15 protein-coding genes are annotated in these 16,175 nt (G+C 39.4%); 3 read left to right on the top strand and 12 right to left on the bottom strand.

The features are described 5' to 3' along the window. Nucleotides 1-14: 14 nt before the first annotated feature. From ABD985_RS03085 to hemH, 8 genes are all read right to left on the bottom strand, one after another. On the bottom strand, nucleotides 15-632 hold the full coding sequence (locus ABD985_RS03085) for a hypothetical protein (RefSeq protein ID WP_345369109.1): 618 nt from the start codon (nucleotides 630-632) through the stop codon (nucleotides 15-17). A gap of 51 nt (nucleotides 633-683) precedes the next feature. Continuing rightward, nucleotides 684-1,073: a VOC family protein gene (locus ABD985_RS03080; protein ID WP_345369108.1), complete on the bottom strand. Its 390-nt coding sequence runs from the start codon at nucleotides 1,071-1,073 to the stop codon at nucleotides 684-686. A 25-nt stretch (nucleotides 1,074-1,098) separates the two neighbouring features. Then, on the bottom strand, nucleotides 1,099-1,893 hold the full coding sequence (locus tag ABD985_RS03075; protein ID WP_345369107.1) for a hypothetical protein: 795 nt from the start codon (nucleotides 1,891-1,893) through the stop codon (nucleotides 1,099-1,101). Nucleotides 1,894-2,026: 133 nt separating this feature from the next. Continuing rightward, nucleotides 2,027-3,904 carry a CocE/NonD family hydrolase gene (locus ABD985_RS03070; RefSeq protein WP_345369106.1) on the bottom strand — a complete coding sequence of 626 codons (1,878 nt, stop codon included), beginning with the start codon at nucleotides 3,902-3,904 and terminating at the stop codon, nucleotides 2,027-2,029. A gap of 514 nt (nucleotides 3,905-4,418) precedes the next feature. Further along, on the bottom strand, nucleotides 4,419-5,144 hold the full coding sequence (locus ABD985_RS03065) for a potassium channel family protein (RefSeq protein ID WP_345369104.1): 726 nt from the start codon (nucleotides 5,142-5,144) through the stop codon (nucleotides 4,419-4,421). Between the two features lie 231 nt (nucleotides 5,145-5,375). Next, nucleotides 5,376-7,193: a TrkH family potassium uptake protein gene (locus ABD985_RS03060; protein ID WP_345369102.1), complete on the bottom strand. Its 1,818-nt coding sequence runs from the start codon at nucleotides 7,191-7,193 to the stop codon at nucleotides 5,376-5,378. 42 nt (nucleotides 7,194-7,235) lie between these two features. Next, a complete protein-coding gene (locus ABD985_RS03055; RefSeq protein ID WP_345369101.1) occupies nucleotides 7,236-7,775 on the bottom strand; it encodes a hypothetical protein in 540 nt (179 codons plus the stop codon). A 129-nt stretch (nucleotides 7,776-7,904) separates the two neighbouring features. Then, a complete protein-coding gene (hemH, locus tag ABD985_RS03050) occupies nucleotides 7,905-8,954 on the bottom strand; it encodes a ferrochelatase (protein ID WP_345369099.1) in 1,050 nt (349 codons plus the stop codon). Nucleotides 8,955-9,173: 219 nt separating this feature from the next. Here hemH and arsC point away from each other — a divergent pair, with 219 nt between their 5' ends. Together arsC and dnaB are read left to right on the top strand one after the other, a co-directional pair. After that, a complete protein-coding gene (gene arsC, locus ABD985_RS03045) occupies nucleotides 9,174-9,512 on the top strand; it encodes an arsenate reductase (glutaredoxin) (RefSeq protein WP_345369098.1) in 339 nt (112 codons plus the stop codon). Between the two features lie 144 nt (nucleotides 9,513-9,656). Then, a complete protein-coding gene (gene dnaB, locus ABD985_RS03040) occupies nucleotides 9,657-11,237 on the top strand; it encodes a replicative DNA helicase (RefSeq protein ID WP_345369096.1) in 1,581 nt (526 codons plus the stop codon). Between the two features lie 5 nt (nucleotides 11,238-11,242). On the opposite strand, the gene ABD985_RS03035 is transcribed toward dnaB, so the two are convergent. Further along, nucleotides 11,243-11,971 (bottom strand): PspA/IM30 family protein, encoded by a 729-nt coding sequence (locus ABD985_RS03035; RefSeq protein WP_345369095.1) that lies wholly within the window; start codon nucleotides 11,969-11,971, stop codon nucleotides 11,243-11,245. A 52-nt stretch (nucleotides 11,972-12,023) separates the two neighbouring features. Further along, complete coding sequence (locus ABD985_RS03030) at nucleotides 12,024-12,413, bottom strand: YbjN domain-containing protein (protein ID WP_345369094.1); 390 nt, start codon at nucleotides 12,411-12,413, stop codon at nucleotides 12,024-12,026. A 386-nt stretch (nucleotides 12,414-12,799) separates the two neighbouring features. Between ABD985_RS03030 and ABD985_RS03025 the strand changes: the two genes are divergently transcribed. Continuing rightward, nucleotides 12,800-14,623, top strand: a complete 1,824-nt coding sequence (locus tag ABD985_RS03025; RefSeq protein WP_345369092.1) for a glycosyltransferase — start codon at nucleotides 12,800-12,802, stop codon at nucleotides 14,621-14,623. 323 nt (nucleotides 14,624-14,946) lie between these two features. Here the strand turns inward: ABD985_RS03025 and ABD985_RS03020 are convergent, their stop codons facing one another. Beyond that, a complete protein-coding gene (locus ABD985_RS03020) occupies nucleotides 14,947-15,321 on the bottom strand; it encodes a DUF1987 domain-containing protein (RefSeq protein ID WP_345369090.1) in 375 nt (124 codons plus the stop codon). Between the two features lie 246 nt (nucleotides 15,322-15,567). After that, on the bottom strand, nucleotides 15,568-16,107 hold the full coding sequence (locus ABD985_RS03015; protein WP_345369089.1) for a DUF1697 domain-containing protein: 540 nt from the start codon (nucleotides 16,105-16,107) through the stop codon (nucleotides 15,568-15,570). Nucleotides 16,108-16,175 lie beyond the last annotated feature (68 nt).

Raw genomic sequence — 16,175 nt, 5'->3', positions numbered from 1 at the left:
TATGTCTCTATTATTCATCCTTTCTTCATAATAACCATCCCATACCTATATCGCCCCTTAGGTAAACGATTTAAAAAACTTTTAAATTGATCATCTAAATTAAACTCATTGTTTATCATGGAAATCAACTTTCGTGCTTTTAAAATTTCATCGGGGATTTCAATATTATTTTGATGATAATAGTAATCTGATTCTAGCTCCCAATACGATGCAGCATTAACTTTTTTGACGTTTTCAGACTGAAAAGTGGTCGTTGTTCCATCAAGCCCAATAATACAATTATTGATTTCATCACAATCTGACAGGTATTCAAAATCAGCGTTACCTAACTCATGCATCAACTTTTTTACTGTATGGTGAGGGATTGCTATTTTTTGTATGAGGCTATCTTTCGTTATTTCTTTTCGATTAAGTCTCCAAACTAAATGAGTTAAAGTACCTTCAAACTTATTATTGTTGAACTCCACTAACTCTACGACTTGATACCCGTCAACTTGAATCCGATATATACGTTGGTGCTGAATGGAGTCAAATTCAGTTAAATTGAAAGGGGAGGAGATTTTTTGTTGACTAAACCCTAAGTTTGTACTTAGAAAACTAATAGTGAAAAATAAAAAAAATAGGGGTTTCATAAAGGGATTATTACCTGGTTATCAGTGCTTTTTTCTTGTAAGTATTTTACTTCAGCGAGTAATTTCAATCCTGTTATTTTCAGGGTCTAAAATAACACTTTCATAATATCCATCTCCTGTGGTTCTGGGCTCTCCGATAATGCGATAACCATCTCTTCTTAACTGTTCCGTTAAGGCATCCACTTTTTCTTTACTTCCCACAGAAACAGCAAAATGTATGATTCCGGTATACTCCAAGATGGAGCTGTTCAAATTTTGGGGAATATCAGGCTTGTTCATTAATTCCAATCTACAGCCCTCTGAAAACCTGATAAAATAGGAGCTGAAATTCTTTTGAGGATTATGGTACTTCTCTCCAGCTTCTCCATCAAAATAGTGCTCATAAAATGCTTTCATCCGCTCTAGGTCATTGACCCAGATGGCTAGGTGTTCGATTTTCATGTGGTTTGATGTATTTGTTATTATTTTAATTCAATATGACTTCAAAATATTTCATTTGATATTTGAAAGTACTGTCAATTTTCAAGGTTTTTTCACTGTATTCAATTGAATCATGGGGAAGCATTTTTAACACCTTAACTTCAAGTGTTAAGTGTTTTCTGTACTTATTGACGATTTCACCTTCAATCACATATTCATAGTCGTTCTCGGTGCAATGTCCGCAAATTGAATAAAATGTATTGACTCTTTTGCCAGGTGAATCGAAGCCAAAAGGTATTTTCACTATATCCCCAATTTTTAGGTTCTTAAATTGCATAAGGTTCTGTTTCCTTAATGCTTTTAAGTACTCTTCAATGCGGTCTAGTTCTGGTTTATATGGGTTGAAAGATCTCTCATAGCAAAGGGTATTACTTTTAAAGAGTCCTTCTTTTACAGCATTAGAATGAAGGTTAGGTAAATTATTAAACCTTTTTTTGCGAAGCCGATCAATCTTTCTAGAACTCATAAAGTCATAGGTCACATCGTACATTACTATGACTTCAACGTCAACGGTATGACATTCTTGATGTAACCTAATATCAGCCCACTCCATACCAGGGAAACGAAAAAACAGACTATCCGTTTCTTGTGGGATACTAATATTAAATCGACCATCTATATCGGTCATTCCAAGAACTACAAGGTCAGAATTTTCAATTATTACCCCTGTTAGTGACTCTAAATACTCAGAAATTACTCTTCCAGTTATACTTCGAGTTTGCCCATATAGTGTTGGGTTGAAAAAAAATAGGAGAAATATTAAAGTTATTGGATTTTTCATTTGTCAACAGTAAAAAAAAGTAGTGATACTCGTTTTGGTTTTTGCATAAATTAGGGTTTTGTAAGGAAGGGGTGTAGAAGTGAACTGAACTTCTTTTCACTCCTACACCACCATATTAACTTCAAATAAGCCTTTAGTTATTTTTCTCGGTATTCCCCACCTCAATCACAGAGTTTCCATAAATACGGATGGTGGATTTGATAAAATCTTCCTCATCGGCCTCAAAAATATTGTCGACATATTTTTGTGGGTTTCGATCGATATAAGGGAACCAGGTGCTTTGTACCTGAACGACAATACGGTGTCCTTTCTTAAATGTATGCAATAAGTCTTGTAGGACCACATTGACGTCCGTGACCTTGTTAGGCTCGAAAGGCTCCGGCTTCTCAAAGCTGTTTCGGAATCTACCACGCATCACCTCGGAGCGCACCAGTTGTTGGTAGCCTCCCATAATGATATTTTTGGGGTTGTGCTCATAGTTCGGGTGATCCTGAGGATACTCATCAATGATCTTGACAATAAAATCGGCATCCGTTCCCGTCATGGCCACCTTTAGTTTGGCGATAATCTCACCGGCCAATACGACCTCTTCCTCCAATACCTCGGAAGTGAATGTCAGTACGTCAGGCCTTCTGGAGGCATGGCGCTGATCATCGCTCATAAACCTTCTAGGCGTAAATGTTAGGCCCTCGGTCTGGGAAGTATAGGGTACTGGCTTGGCAGGGTCGCTGACATACTCAAATACCGCTTTTTCGTTCATTGGGGTGTTGATGCCCAACTGCCCATCTTCCCCAAAGTATAGTTTTACGGCAGGAGTGTTTACCGGAGGCCAAACATCAAATTGCTTCCATGTCTTTGCACCGGTATCAAACATATAGGCCTCGGGTAGCTTTTCGGTTTGAGTGCCTTTTAGGTGGTGTGCGAAAAAGTTACGCTCGATTTCTCTTTGGTAAAAAGAAGAAATGCTATCGCCAAAGTAAATATGGTTATGGGTAGTCTGCCCTTTTTCTCTGGCCCATCCTCCGTGGTCCCAAGGACCCATAACAATGCTGTTTTGAGCGGAAGGACTCGTTTTTTCGATGGTTTTATAAATATTCAAAGGACCATAAAGGTCTTCTGCATCAAACCACCCACCCACGGTCATGACGGCATGATTGACATTTTTGAGATGTGGCAAGATGCTTCGTTTCTGCCAGAACTCATCGTAGTTAGGGTGCTCGATGACTTCCTTCCAGAAGAAATTATCATGATGGTATTTTTTTGTAATATTCTTAAGTGGTCCCTGCTCCAAATGAAAGGCATACCCATCTTTTGGAGGGTTCTCATACAGGCGCATCAGCTCCTCCGTGTACCAAGGTTTCTTGGTCAGGGAATCTTTCTGATAGCCAAACACCGCATAGGCGCCTGTATAACTCTGCAAAAAGGCTCCTTGATGGTGAAAATCGTCAAAGAAGAAATCGGCGATAGGCGCCTGTGGAGAAGAAGCTTTTAAGGCAGGGTGGGCATCCGGAAGGGCTGCTGCCGTGTAAAAACCTGGATACGAAATGCCGAACATACCAACCTTTCCGTTATTGTTTTGGATATTTTTTACCAACCAATCAATGGTATCCCAGGTGTCTGAACTTTCGTCAATATCTTTTTTCTTCTTGGGGTTGTTGCCTGGAATGTTCGGGGTCATGGTAGTAAATTGCCCTTCCGACATATACCTTCCACGCACATCCTGATACACCAGAATGTATTTATCCCTGACTAAGTATCCTGATGGCTGCCCAATTGCCTTAAAATCGTCGTACTTGGAGGCGTTATAACACGTACGGTTCAGTAAGATCGGGTAGGCTTCCCCTTGCTCCTTAGGGGTATAGACGATCGTATACAATTTGATCCCATCACGCATCGGAATATGATAAGTGGCTTTGGAGTAATGCTCGCTAACATAGGCAGAGTCAACAGATTGCGTATACGCAAATGTTGCCAAAAAGCACAATGCCAGCAAAGAGAATAGATGCTTCATTGTAGAGAAAAATTTGTGGATGGACGTTGCTGGTCCATACGTTATAAAAAATTAGAATTGGTTTTTATATTATTTCTCAAGATAGTTCAACTGGGGAAGAATACAAATTCTGCATTAACACTGGAATCCATAATAGTGAGGTATCCGTAGGGCTACAGGATCTAACCACCGATATGTATCAGATGGAAGACCTTTTGGAGGTTTATCGTTTTAGATACTCAGAGCAGGAGAAAGCATTGTCATAAAGTTTATCGTTTTATACCGTTTATTGGTTATCGCTTATCGTTTAAAAAAATATTGAAAAAAGTTTATCGCTTATCGTTTAAAAAAAATATTGAAAAAATACCCGTAGGGTATTGTATGTTACTTAGGGGTAAAATAAGTTTCTTAACCGATAACCGATAACCGATAACCGATAACCGATAACCGATAACCGATAACCGATAACCGATAACCGATAACCGATAACCGATAACCGATAACCGATAACCGATAACCGATAACCGATAACCCATCAATCCTCCAACAAATCCGTCACATGCTTCAAATCCACACTATGTCCGGAAATCACCATGCGATGTGTGGTCTTTAGAATTGTACTTTCAAACCCGGAAGATTTCGCGGAAATCAACAAGCCCCCATCCTCCGTATACTCTTTGAGGCAGATGACATTAATGTGATACTTACTTCGGAGGTGAGATTCCAGAATATTCTTACCGACAAATTTATTGGGGCAAGGGACTTCCATAATTAATATTTGAGGGGCGATCTCATCGATAATTTGGATGTGGGGGTGCATCATCTGCAGGGCAAATCGCTTCCCTTCTTGCTTCTCAGGGAAGACCACTCTTCGAACATCCATACTACTGAAAATACGACTATGGGTATCCCTGGTGGCTCTGACATAGATTTGTTTTACCCCTATGGTCTTGAGCGCATCAATAGCGAGAATCTTGATCTCAAAACTTTTTCCGTGAGAAAGGATCACGATATCGTCTGTTTTGAGGTGTCGTCTAAGGGCTTCAGGGTTCGTTACGTCTGTTTCGTAAATTTGCTCAAATCCCATTTGCTGTAAGCCATTTAGGTTGAACTTACTGTCCTGAGCGTGAGAAAACTTTTCTTCTAAGTGAAGAATAATAAAGAAATTGGCTTTTTGTTTCTGAAAGGTACGGGCTATTTCCAAACCAAAGGCACCCATACCAATCAATACGTAACGTTTTTTGGGATCAAAAGTATACATCTTGTTTTTATTTTATTGCTAGTGAACTAAACGTCAAGTAAACTTATAGTTAAGTACTACTATCAAGGGGTTTAAGGATGAAGGATGAAGGATGAAGGATGAAGGATTGCTATACAAGGGTTTCTATTCCTTTATCCTTCTTCCTTCCTCCTTTATCCATCTAGAAGTAGCACTTTTATTTTTATCAGAAAACTTAGAATTAGGTCCACTAGTGACACGTTAAACTTCAGATCATCCTACCATAATAGAGGTCTCCGGATATTTGTATTCATAGGTCTTTTTCTCTTTTCCAAGTAGGGTAGCCGTCGTGAACATACCTATTTTTCCAGAGAACATTAATATGCAAATAAGTAGTTTGCTACCGGTAGAAAGTTCTCCCGTAATCCCCCGGGATAATCCTGCCGTACCCAAGGCAGAAAATACCTCAAAAAAGAGATCGACAAAGGCCTTTTCTCTTTCCAGAAAGGTAATCAATAGAATACTGCCAAAAACCAATAGTACGGAAATGATGAGGACAATATAAGACCTTCTGATCGTCGCAAAGTCAATGGTATACCACTTCATATGTAAGAGCTTACTCCCACGGGCCATCGACCAGAAAGAAGAAAGAATAATGACCATGGTGGTGATCTTGATTCCTCCGGCAGTAGAGTTAGGAGCTCCTCCAATGTACATCCACAAGCATGTGACCATCACTCCGGCGGCTGAAAGTTCTCCTATATTGATAATAGAAAATCCAGCAGTACGGGTAGTGATACTAGTGAAGAAGGCATTTTGAATTTGCTGGCTTAAGGGCAGTTCTTTCCAGCTTTCCCACTCTGTAGCCCAAAGTAATAATGCGCCACCAACAATCAGAACAAAGGAACTAATCAGGATGATTTTACTTTGCAACCCTAAGCCACGATGTTGTACCTGTGGAAGGTACCCTTTCTTATTGATAAGATCCAGGTAGGTATAGTATCCAAGCCCCCCTGCAATAATGATGATCATAAAGCTGATATTGGAAAAGAGGTTGCTCGAAAGGGCTGGATTTTCTAGCCCTGAATGAAAGTTAGAGAACCCTGCATTACAATAAGCGGATACCGAATGGAAGATAGCTTTGAAAATACGGTCTCCGGTGCTGATTCCCATATCTCCCCATGAGAAAAATAAGGCAACAGCTCCTATGGCCTCCGTGATAAAGGTAATATTGATGATGTGTCTTAAGATCTCAGAAATGGAACAGGCAAAATTGACTCCCAGCATATCCTGAATCACAAACTCTTCTTGAAAAACTACGCCTTTGCGTATCATTAGAGCAAAGAAGGTAGTGAGGGAAATAATCCCTATCCCTCCCGCTTGAAATAGGCAAAGTAAGACGAGCTGTCCCTTAAAGGTAAAGGTGCTTTCTATATCAAAAGGAGATAACCCTGTCACACAAACTGCAGAGGTGGCGGTGAAAAAAGCATCAATAAAATCAATAGCGTTATGGGTACAGGCTGGTAATAATAATAATCCAGTGCCTAGCACAATGAGTAGCAAGAAAGAAGAGATAAAGGTAAAGGTCGTGTTGGTAGAGAAAAATAGCCAGAAATGCCGGTTCCTGGCAAAAATTAGAATTACCAAAAGAGTGATCAAGGCTCCTATGGTAAGGTAGTAGTAATGAAAGAGCTCAAACTGCTCCGGATTCATTTGGGAGAGTTTGGGTACCTTGATGACACGTATTGTCTGTATCGTTAGGAATGCGGCAAATACAGTGGCTTCTAAAATATTTTCCCTTAAAAAAAGTCGTGTCTTAGGAGTAATCAGGTAGCGTATGGTCAGGATAATACACAGTCCTATAATCACGTATTTCTCAATGCCTACTAATAGGATTAGTTCTTCCCTGGAGTGGTAAAATCCATTGATATAAACCAAAAGTCCTACCGCTAAAAATCCTGCAAAGAGTTCGGCTCTACTGATCCACCGAAACAAGGATTCTTGTATCAGTTGCTGTACTTTGTGCTCCTGAAAATCAAATTCCCTACGGTAGATTTTTTTCAGTAATTGTAAACGCCTTGATAGTTTCATATGCTTGGAGAATGAAGTATGACAGACAGGGATACGATTGGGTTACTTGTTTTGGGATAGCTTATGTTCTTTCTCTAGTTGCTGTAGCCAATCGTGACCATGCTTAATAAGGTGCTGAATCAAGTCCATCCTTGATATAGGGAGTCGAGTGGCTTCCCTGGCAAGATATACCAGATGATCCAATTGCTCTTTTTCTTCTTGGGTTGCTTGTATAGTTATTTTGATATCCCTTTTGTAGGCAATTTGGCGCTGTATAGGCTGTAGTTTCTTACTGCCAGGAACAATAGGCCTTCTAGAAGACTGCATGACTTTCTCCACTGGTGGTGGAGCGATAACAGGTTTTACCTCGAATGCATGTTGAAGGGCAGTCCCATAATCATGGAAAAAAGCCTCCAGTTTCCAGACCGATCGCCCTCTTTGTTTTCGATGTTGACTACTAAGTTGGTAGAGTCCACTAGGAAGTTTTTTGAGACTATAATTGACGTACTCAATGGTAAACTCCAGGGAATCCCCCTGTAAGGCTTGCGCTTTTTTTAGGCATTCTTCATAGTATCGTTGATGGTCATTGTGCTTTGAGGTCATTGTATTTTATCGAGATCGTAGTTTCTGGGATTTACCAATATTTATAAAAACAAAAAAGTGATCCAAAATGAATCACTTTATTTATAATATAATTACCTTTTTCAGTAAATGCATACTGCTGTAGGAGATTTATCCTACAAAAACCTCTTCGGCTTTGCTTGCTGTATTGTGTACCAAATCTTGGAGACAGGCAATCCAAAGTGGGTGGTCGTTAAGACTCTCTACCAATTGCCAGTGTGTTCCTCCTTCTTCTTCAAACAATTCTTTATATTCTTGCCCAACCTCAACGGTAGTTTCCAGGCAGTCAGCAACAAAGGCAGGACTAAAGGCTAAAACACTTTTCTTACCTTCTGAAGCTAGTTTTTTGATGGTGTCTTCTGTATAAGGTTGAATCCAAGGATCTTTTCCCAATCGAGACTGGAAGCATACCGTGTATTGATCTTCTTGTAGTCCTAAAGCACTGGCCAGTAAACGAGAGGTTTCAAAACATGCCGAACGATAGCAGAACGTATTTTTTTCTGAATTCTTGCTGCAGGTACCATTTTTTAATTGGCAGCAAGTTTTGATTTGTGCCTTGATGATTTGTCGTTCTGGAAGTCCGTGGTAGCTGAAAATCACATGGTCATAGGATTGCTTTTCCAGATACTTTTTCCCGATCTCAGCAAATGCTTTAATAAATAATGGATGCCTATGGAAGTGTTGTACAAACTTGATGTCAGGAATTACCTGCCAGTCCCCCATTAGTTCCATTACTTTAGCGGTCACAGAACCTGTGGTTGCTGAGGCATATTGAGGGAAAAGAGGAATCACGATGATTTCCTTTACATTGGCGGCCTTAAGGTTGTCTAAGGCTTGCGCAATGCTTGGGCTTTGGTAACGCATTCCTAGCTCAACAAGATACTCTTCTTCTCCAAGTGCTTCTTGCAAAAGGTGCTTGGTCTTAACGCCATAGGTGAGGAGAGGAGATCCTTCGTCTTCCCATACCTTGATATATTCTTTTGCGGATTTTGGGGCACGGAAAGGAGCAATGATTAGGTTGACAAGCATCCAACGTTTCCAGCTGTCAATGTCGATAACCCTTCCGTCCATCAAAAATTCTCTCAAATATTTTCTTACATCACCAACTTCAGGACTGTCCGGTGTCCCCAGATTGACAATCAATACACCTTTTTTTACCATTTTATCTTGTTTTTCTTAATCTATCTATAGCGTTGATCAAACAACGAAATAAAGAAACATGTTTATTCTCCTGAACGTAAAGTTGCAATTTTTTTATAATTATATTTGAATAATCCTGTTTTAAGGTAAAAGTAGGGGGCTGTCATGAAGGTTGATTATTTATATTACCTCCAGCAGTCACTCAAATGCAGTTAGTAATACAAAAGACATTTATACCATATGAAAATTTATCACAATCCGAGATGCTCTAAGAGCCGACAGTCTCTTCAATTGCTGGAAGAAGCTAAACAAGATATTGAGGTAGTCAAGTACTTGGATACCCCTCCCACAAAGGAAGAGTTGGAAGATATACTGAAGAAGTTAGGAATGAAGCCCTCGGAAATTATCAGAAAAGGAGAAGCGATTTATAAGGAAAATTATAAGGGAAAAGATTTGACAGAGGAAGAATGGATAGACGTACTCTTGGAACACCCTAAGTTGATTGAACGTCCTATTATAGTTCATGGAGATAAAGCCGTAATTGGACGTCCGCCAGAAAAAGTAAAGGAACTGTTTTAGGAATTATTGCATTAGTTTTTGCATTTTTGTAATGTAATCCTTCTAAATTGGCCAATTAGTCTCCATTTATATCAGAAGGATGCAGTATCCTGAGAAGGGAGAGAGTAAGACAATAAACGATAATCAGCAGAGCACAAGAGTTTTATGACACCACAAGCAAATACAGGAACTAACCATAAACGTCCCCATGACCACGAGTTGGAGCAGGCCGTTATAGGCGCATTGCTATTGGAGAAGGAAGCCTTGACGGACGTGATTGAGATCCTGAAGGTCGATACTTTTGATAAAGAAGCTCATCAGCTGATTTATGAAGCGATTATCACGTTGTTTGGTGAAACGGAGCCTATTGACTTACTGACCGTTATTAATCGATTGAAAAAATCGGGTAGTTTAGAGAAGGCCGGAGGACCTGCCTATATCGCCTCCCTTACTCAAAAAGTAAACTCTGCAGCCAATATTATATTCCACTGCCGACTGTTGGTGGAGTATGCGATTAAGCGGCAGATGATCCAGATCTCTTCTGGTATACAGAAAGAAGCCTTTGATGATAAGACCGATGTTTTTGAGTTGATGGAACGTATGGAAACAGCTCTTTTTGATGTCTCTGAGCTGAATATTCGTAAGAACTACTCAGGGATGAAGGAGGTGTTGACGGAAGTGGTGCGTGAACTGGAAACATTGAAAGATCATCAGGATGGTTTGACGGGAGTACCTTCTGGTTTCTCGAATTTAGATCGAGTGACGTCAGGTTGGCAGAAAGATGACTTGGTCATTATCGCTGCCCGTCCTGCTATGGGTAAAACAGCCTTTAGTTTGAGCACTCTTAGAAATGCGGCCGTAGGATTTGACAAGGCAGTGGTGATCTTCTCTTTGGAGATGTCGGCTGCCCAGTTGGTTAAACGTTTGGTTTCTGCAGAAGCAGAACTGGAAAGTGATAAGCTTAGAAAAGGTAACCTCAACGAGATGGAGTGGCAACGTTTTATTGATAAGACGGGATCACTGGCGGAAGCCCCTTTGTTTATTGATGATACACCAGCACTTACGGTATTAGAGTTGAGAGCCAAGTGTAGACGACTGAAAGCTCAGCATGATATACAGTTGGTTGTGATTGATTATTTGCAGCTGATGAGTGCCGGAGATAATAAGTCTAAAGGAAACCGAGAGCAAGAAATTGCCTTTATCTCCCGATCCTTGAAGCAATTGGCCAAAGAGTTGAGTGTTCCCGTGATCGCACTTTCACAGCTATCCCGTGCAGTAGAGACCAGGGGAGGAGATAAGCGTCCTCAGTTATCCGATTTGAGGGAATCAGGTTCCATAGAGCAGGATGCCGATATGGTAATGTTCCTTTATCGTCCGGAGTACTATGATATTACCGAAGATGAGGAAGGAAATAGTACGGTAGGTATGGGTGAGGTGATTATCGCTAAGAACAGGGCGGGTAGTTTGGAGAATATCAAGCTTCGATTTATTGGTAAGTATACCAAGTTTACAGACTGGGATGAAGGGGGCTTTATGGATGTGGCTGATATTCAAGGAGACCCTGGTGCGCTAATGTCTACAGGTTCTATGTCAGGTGTACCGGGTGACGATGTGTCTTTTGATGATATGCTGGGGAATACCAAGGAAGAAGAAGGAGGTGATGGTACCATTACCCTTGGCTCTAAAATCAATGAGCGAAATAAAGGGAATCAACCAGCTCCACCGCCAGAAGATCCCCCATTTTAAGTAGATTATTCGTTACTAGTATTTTGCTGATTGAGTTTCAGTTTGGCTTTCAGGTCTGCCAAGGCCATAGATCCTTCAGGGTTAGTGCTTCCTGTACCCAAGGCTTTGTTGATCTCATCATCTACGCTGGTATTCATTTCATTGATTTCCCCGTAAGATTCCGCCAAAGCTTCTTTTTGCTCCACTTTTTCTTTCATGCGCTCCAGCATGTTCAACGTGCTAGAAGAGTCAATGTTCGCCAATTGCTTATTCAATTTGGCTGATGCTTCACTTACTTTGGCTCTAGCTTTAAGTGTTTTCGCTTCATTTTCCCATTTAGAAATCTGACTTTTCAGTTGCTGTATATTTTGTTCCATTTTAGCAACTTGAGACTCATTTTGCTGTAACATTTTCAAATGAGTGGCCGCAGCATTGGCTGCTTGCTCTTTCTTGTTAAGCGCTTCGGTAGCTAAACGGTCAGCTTCTGTAGGTTCCAAGGCGCCACTTTCTGCTTTTTGTAAAAGTAAGATGGCTTTTTGCTCATAGTTGCCAGTCAACTCTTTTTGCTGCTCATATTCTTTTCTGCTTCTTATCGTAATAGCCTTTACCTCAGCTAGTGACTGTAGACTATCGTTAAGGTCTTTTTTGAGCTCTCGTATACCTTGCTCCGTCATTTTAATAGGATCTTCCAGACGATCAAGGGCTTTATTTACTTCGGCAGAACCAATGCCGAAAAGTCTTTTGAAAAATGACATATTTTATTGTTATAAGTGTAGTATCAAAATTAGGGAATATTTATTACGCTGTTTACTTCGAAAAAGCTAATAATTCACTGTAATACTCTGTCAAAAGAAGAGCCAGGGAATTTAAGGAACCTTCTAGTTCATTTTGGTCTAGGTTCTCTAGTTGCAGGGTATCACGGAATAAAAGCTTATTACCCTCTTCATTCAAAACAAAAGCTCCATGAACAATTTCTCGGTTTTTGATTAGTAATTTTTTGTAAACATCTTGGTCTCCACTCGGTAGATCCATTAAAAATGCTTCAATAATTAGAATAGGAAACTCGCAGTCAATAATGACATTGAGAAGACCATTGTCCTCATTGTTAATAATAAATAGTTCTTCTTCAGGATCTTCCTTGGTGATATCATATCCCAAATCAATCAGGTAGTTTCTAACTTTTTCTAGGTATTCCATGTGTTTTTAATCGTAGTGAAGTCCTATGGGACAAATTAAAATTGAGTTAGGGTATTATCGTTTTATTTGTCTTTGAGCTTGTCTGAATCAGTGTTTCAAATAGGCTCTTAATAAGATGTGTGTTAACACATTGTTTGTGTACGTAAGTTTTTAAAAAAGGGTTTCAAAAGTGTATTTTCTATTGATTTATTACGTTTGGTTGACTTTGGTGTTAGGTGAAATATAGAGAGTTTTTTGTACTAAACTTGGTAAAAATCCTACTTTTTTCTTTAGTTGTGTATAAAAGAATAGTAATCCTTAAATTATTCAAATAAATATAATTAAGCCTAATGACGTCATACCTTTTCAAAGAAGATGATCCACTTTTGTCAATATCACAAAAAGACGTGAAAAAAAATGTAGTTATTGAAATCGCTTGGGAAGTCTGTAATCAGGTAGGGGGAATTCATACGGTAATTCGTTCTAAAGCGCCAACATCTGTAAGTCGTTGGGGGCATGAGAACTACTGTATGGTAGGACCTTACATTGCGGAAAATACTCTAGCAGGCTTTGAAGTGATAGCCGATACGGGTGATGACTTGATTAGTAAAGCAGTGCGGGAGATGAGAGCCAAAGGTTATGAGGTGCACTATGGGCATTGGCTTGTACCGGGCAGACCTAAGGTGGTACTTTTCAACCCCTGGAATGAAGGGTGGAAACTTTCTGAAATCAAGAAAAGCATCTGGGAAAGTCACAAAATCCCTACGGGAGATAAAAATCCTTTATTAGATCAGGTATTAATGTTATCGGAGCAAGTGACGGCCTTTTTGGGCTTTGTTGCAAAGGTCAATAACTACAACCGTAATGTTATTGCTCATTTTCATGAGTGGATGGTAGGGTTGTCAATTCCTGAACTCCGTAGAAGAGAGATTCCTATTATTACGGTATTTACGACTCATGCAACAATCTTGGGTAGGTATCTAGCGATGAATGATCCCAACTTTTATAACCGATTGATTCGGGGAGAATACCAGTGGGACTATTGGGCAGATCATTATAATATCAAACCGGAAGTAAGTATTGAGAGAGCAGCGGCTCATGGCTCACATGTATTTACAACGGTAAGTAAGGTCACTGCTAATGAATGTCAGTATTTATTGGGTAGAGAAGTTGATGAGATTTTACCCAATGGATTTAATGTAAATCGTTTTGAAGCCATGCATACGCTTCAAAATTTACATTTACAGTACAAGAGAAAGATCCATGAGTTTGTGATGGGACACTTCTTCCAGAGTTATAGTTTTGACTTGGAAAATACCTTATACTTTTTCACTTCTGGACGCTACGAATATAAAAATAAAGGCTTCGACCTTACATTGGAGGCACTTAGTCGTTTGAACTATAAGATGAAGCAACATGGGATCGATAAAACGGTCGTGATGTTCTTTATTACCAAACGTCCATATTATTCTATCAATCCACAGGTCATGCAGTCCCGAGCGGTTATGGGACAAGTAAGAAAGGCCGTAGATAAAATACAGCAAGAAATAGGCGATAAGTTATTTTATAACGTGACGATGGGAAGGGGGTATAATTTCCCTAATGTCAATGACATGATTGACGAGGATATGAAGCTTCGATTGAGAAGAACGGTGCAATCATGGAGGGTGAATAATTTGCCGCCCGTGGTGACGCACAATCTACAAGATGATCAGTCGGATGAAATTTTACATTTCCTTAGATCCAGTGATATGGTTAATAATGCCCATGATCGTGTGAAAATTGTATATCACCCTGATTTTGTCTCTTCTATTAATCCACTGTTTGGAATGGAGTATGATGAATTTGTGAGAGGGTGTCACCTAGGGGTATTCCCTAGTTATTACGAGCCTTGGGGGTATACACCATTGGAGTGTATAGCAAGTGGTGTTCCGGCGATTACCAGTGATTATGCTGGTTTTGGTGATTATGTAGCCAGTGCATTGAACAAGAGAGATTATGATGGTATTCATGTGATCAAGAGACGACATGGTAATTATAGCGCCTCTGCGGATGAGTTGGCAGATGCGATGTTCAAGGCTGTTACGATGAATAGTAGAGAGCGTATTGACCTGAGAAGTGCAACAGAACGTTCTTCAAAACATTTTGACTGGGAGGAATTGGAGAAATATTATGTGAAGGCATATATACGTGCCATGCATGTGGCCAAGGGAGATTTTAAAGTAGTCTAACCGCAACCGGTTGAAGTTTATCAGGGGTGGTTAATACATGTTAACGAAGAAAATACCTTGTTTATCGTTTAATAATATGTGTTAATCGAATACCCCTTTGACCCTCAAGGGAAAAGATTATATTTGAACTGTTGGCTATTAATAAATCGTACTGTTTTCGACATTTCAGACGGTTTATAAAGGATTATTTGGTTTAATTGTTATAAAAGGAGACCGCTCCCTGTTTCAGGGAGCGGTCTTTATATCTTAAGGTAAGAGGTAAAAGGTAAGAGGTATAAAGTAGTTAAATTTCTCCTTTCTCCTTTCTCCTTTCTCCTTTCTAACTACAGTAGCACGGTTTTGATTTTAATAGACAATAATGATTGAAATATATCGACCAATTCCATAAGGTCTTCATCCTCCTCATCGATTTCCCATATAATATGTAGCTTACCCGGTTTGTCTTCATAAGCTTCAGCGAGGTGAATGATAATCTCCTTTATGTAGTGCATTGTAGCAGTATTAAGGTAACTCAGCCCTATGGTGATTTTGGTTTCATTAGGAAGTTGCTGACAGTAGTCTTCTATCCATTCAAGAATAGGGTCATAGAATATCGCTGCAATGTCAGGTAGCGATTTACCGCTAATTTCTAGTTTTCCAGAAGTGTGGAATCTCACATACGGAGTTGTGTTGGTTTCTTTCAGGGTCAAATTTAACATGTTTAAACTGCTTTTGAGGTTGTAAGGTGTAAATCGTTTGTTTGGATTATTTTGCGTTTACGCAGTTACTTGAAAAGTATCTTATCGGATTACAAACACTGTTGTTCTATTTTTTTGTAGGTGTAAAAATAGAAATTGAAATATGAAATAAAAATATATTACAATTTCTATTCCATTTTAGAATGAATAACTGTTTTTATTATCGCTCATCAACGGGAATACCCTTATTATGAAAATAGTAGCAAACTATGAGGAGGTACTCAGTGTGACTAACTTTAAGATAGTTTTCCAGTTTCTGGTAGTTGCCTTTACTTTAAGGCGAGATTCAAAAAATTGGTTGGAGAGTTTACTTTGATGGTATTTCCCTTCGCAATAGATAAAGACTTCTTGATGCAAGAGAGAAAACAAATCACCTCCTTTTGGGTGTTGATGTAATGTGTCTATAGCTTCTGCTGTAGGTGTAGTTTTTAGAAAGGTAAGATGTAAGTGTTCAATCCCGTGTTCTTTATAGGGTAATTTTTTGACAATGTCTAAGAGTTCTTGCGGTTGACGGACAATTACAGGCACCTCAAAGCCGTACTGTTTGTGTATGGCAGTTTCTAGCATCTGTTCCAATGTTTCTTTGGATTGTGTCGTAGGAGCGTGGAAAATAATGTTGCCACTCTGTATGTAGGTTTGTACGTTTTGCAATCCTAACTCTTCCATTAGTAGTTTAAGATCCTTCATGAGAATTCTTTTTTTTCCGCCTACATTAATGCCTCTTAGAATTGCGATATGCTTGTTCATATTAGTCGTTTTGAATATTTGTAATACGTATGTGAAAAAGTGATTAGAGCAATTTTCTATCTGAAGAT

Source organism: Algivirga pacifica (assembly GCF_039543525.1).
Lineage (GTDB): Bacteria > Bacteroidota > Bacteroidia > Cytophagales > Flammeovirgaceae > Algivirga > Algivirga pacifica.
Note: the sequence above shows the minus strand (reverse complement) of the source record. Positions and strands in the feature narration are given on the sequence as shown.

Coding starts and splice junctions, on each gene's coding strand:
- ABD985_RS03085 (WP_345369109.1), bottom strand. CDS start 632: ATGAAACCCCTATTTTTTTTATTTTTCACTATTAGTTTTCTAAGTACA.
- ABD985_RS03080 (WP_345369108.1), bottom strand. CDS start 1,073: ATGAAAATCGAACACCTAGCCATCTGGGTCAATGACCTAGAGCGGATG.
- ABD985_RS03075 (WP_345369107.1), bottom strand. CDS start 1,893: ATGAAAAATCCAATAACTTTAATATTTCTCCTATTTTTTTTCAACCCA.
- ABD985_RS03070 (WP_345369106.1), bottom strand. CDS start 3,904: ATGAAGCATCTATTCTCTTTGCTGGCATTGTGCTTTTTGGCAACATTT.
- ABD985_RS03065 (WP_345369104.1), bottom strand. CDS start 5,144: ATGTATACTTTTGATCCCAAAAAACGTTACGTATTGATTGGTATGGGT.
- ABD985_RS03060 (WP_345369102.1), bottom strand. CDS start 7,193: ATGAAACTATCAAGGCGTTTACAATTACTGAAAAAAATCTACCGTAGG.
- ABD985_RS03055 (WP_345369101.1), bottom strand. CDS start 7,775: ATGACCTCAAAGCACAATGACCATCAACGATACTATGAAGAATGCCTA.
- hemH (WP_345369099.1), bottom strand. CDS start 8,954: ATGGTAAAAAAAGGTGTATTGATTGTCAATCTGGGGACACCGGACAGT.
- arsC (WP_345369098.1), top strand. CDS start 9,174: ATGAAAATTTATCACAATCCGAGATGCTCTAAGAGCCGACAGTCTCTT.
- dnaB (WP_345369096.1), top strand. CDS start 9,657: ATGACACCACAAGCAAATACAGGAACTAACCATAAACGTCCCCATGAC.
- ABD985_RS03035 (WP_345369095.1), bottom strand. CDS start 11,971: ATGTCATTTTTCAAAAGACTTTTCGGCATTGGTTCTGCCGAAGTAAAT.
- ABD985_RS03030 (WP_345369094.1), bottom strand. CDS start 12,413: ATGGAATACCTAGAAAAAGTTAGAAACTACCTGATTGATTTGGGATAT.
- ABD985_RS03020 (WP_345369090.1), bottom strand. CDS start 15,321: ATGTTAAATTTGACCCTGAAAGAAACCAACACAACTCCGTATGTGAGA.
- ABD985_RS03015 (WP_345369089.1), bottom strand. CDS start 16,107: ATGAACAAGCATATCGCAATTCTAAGAGGCATTAATGTAGGCGGAAAA.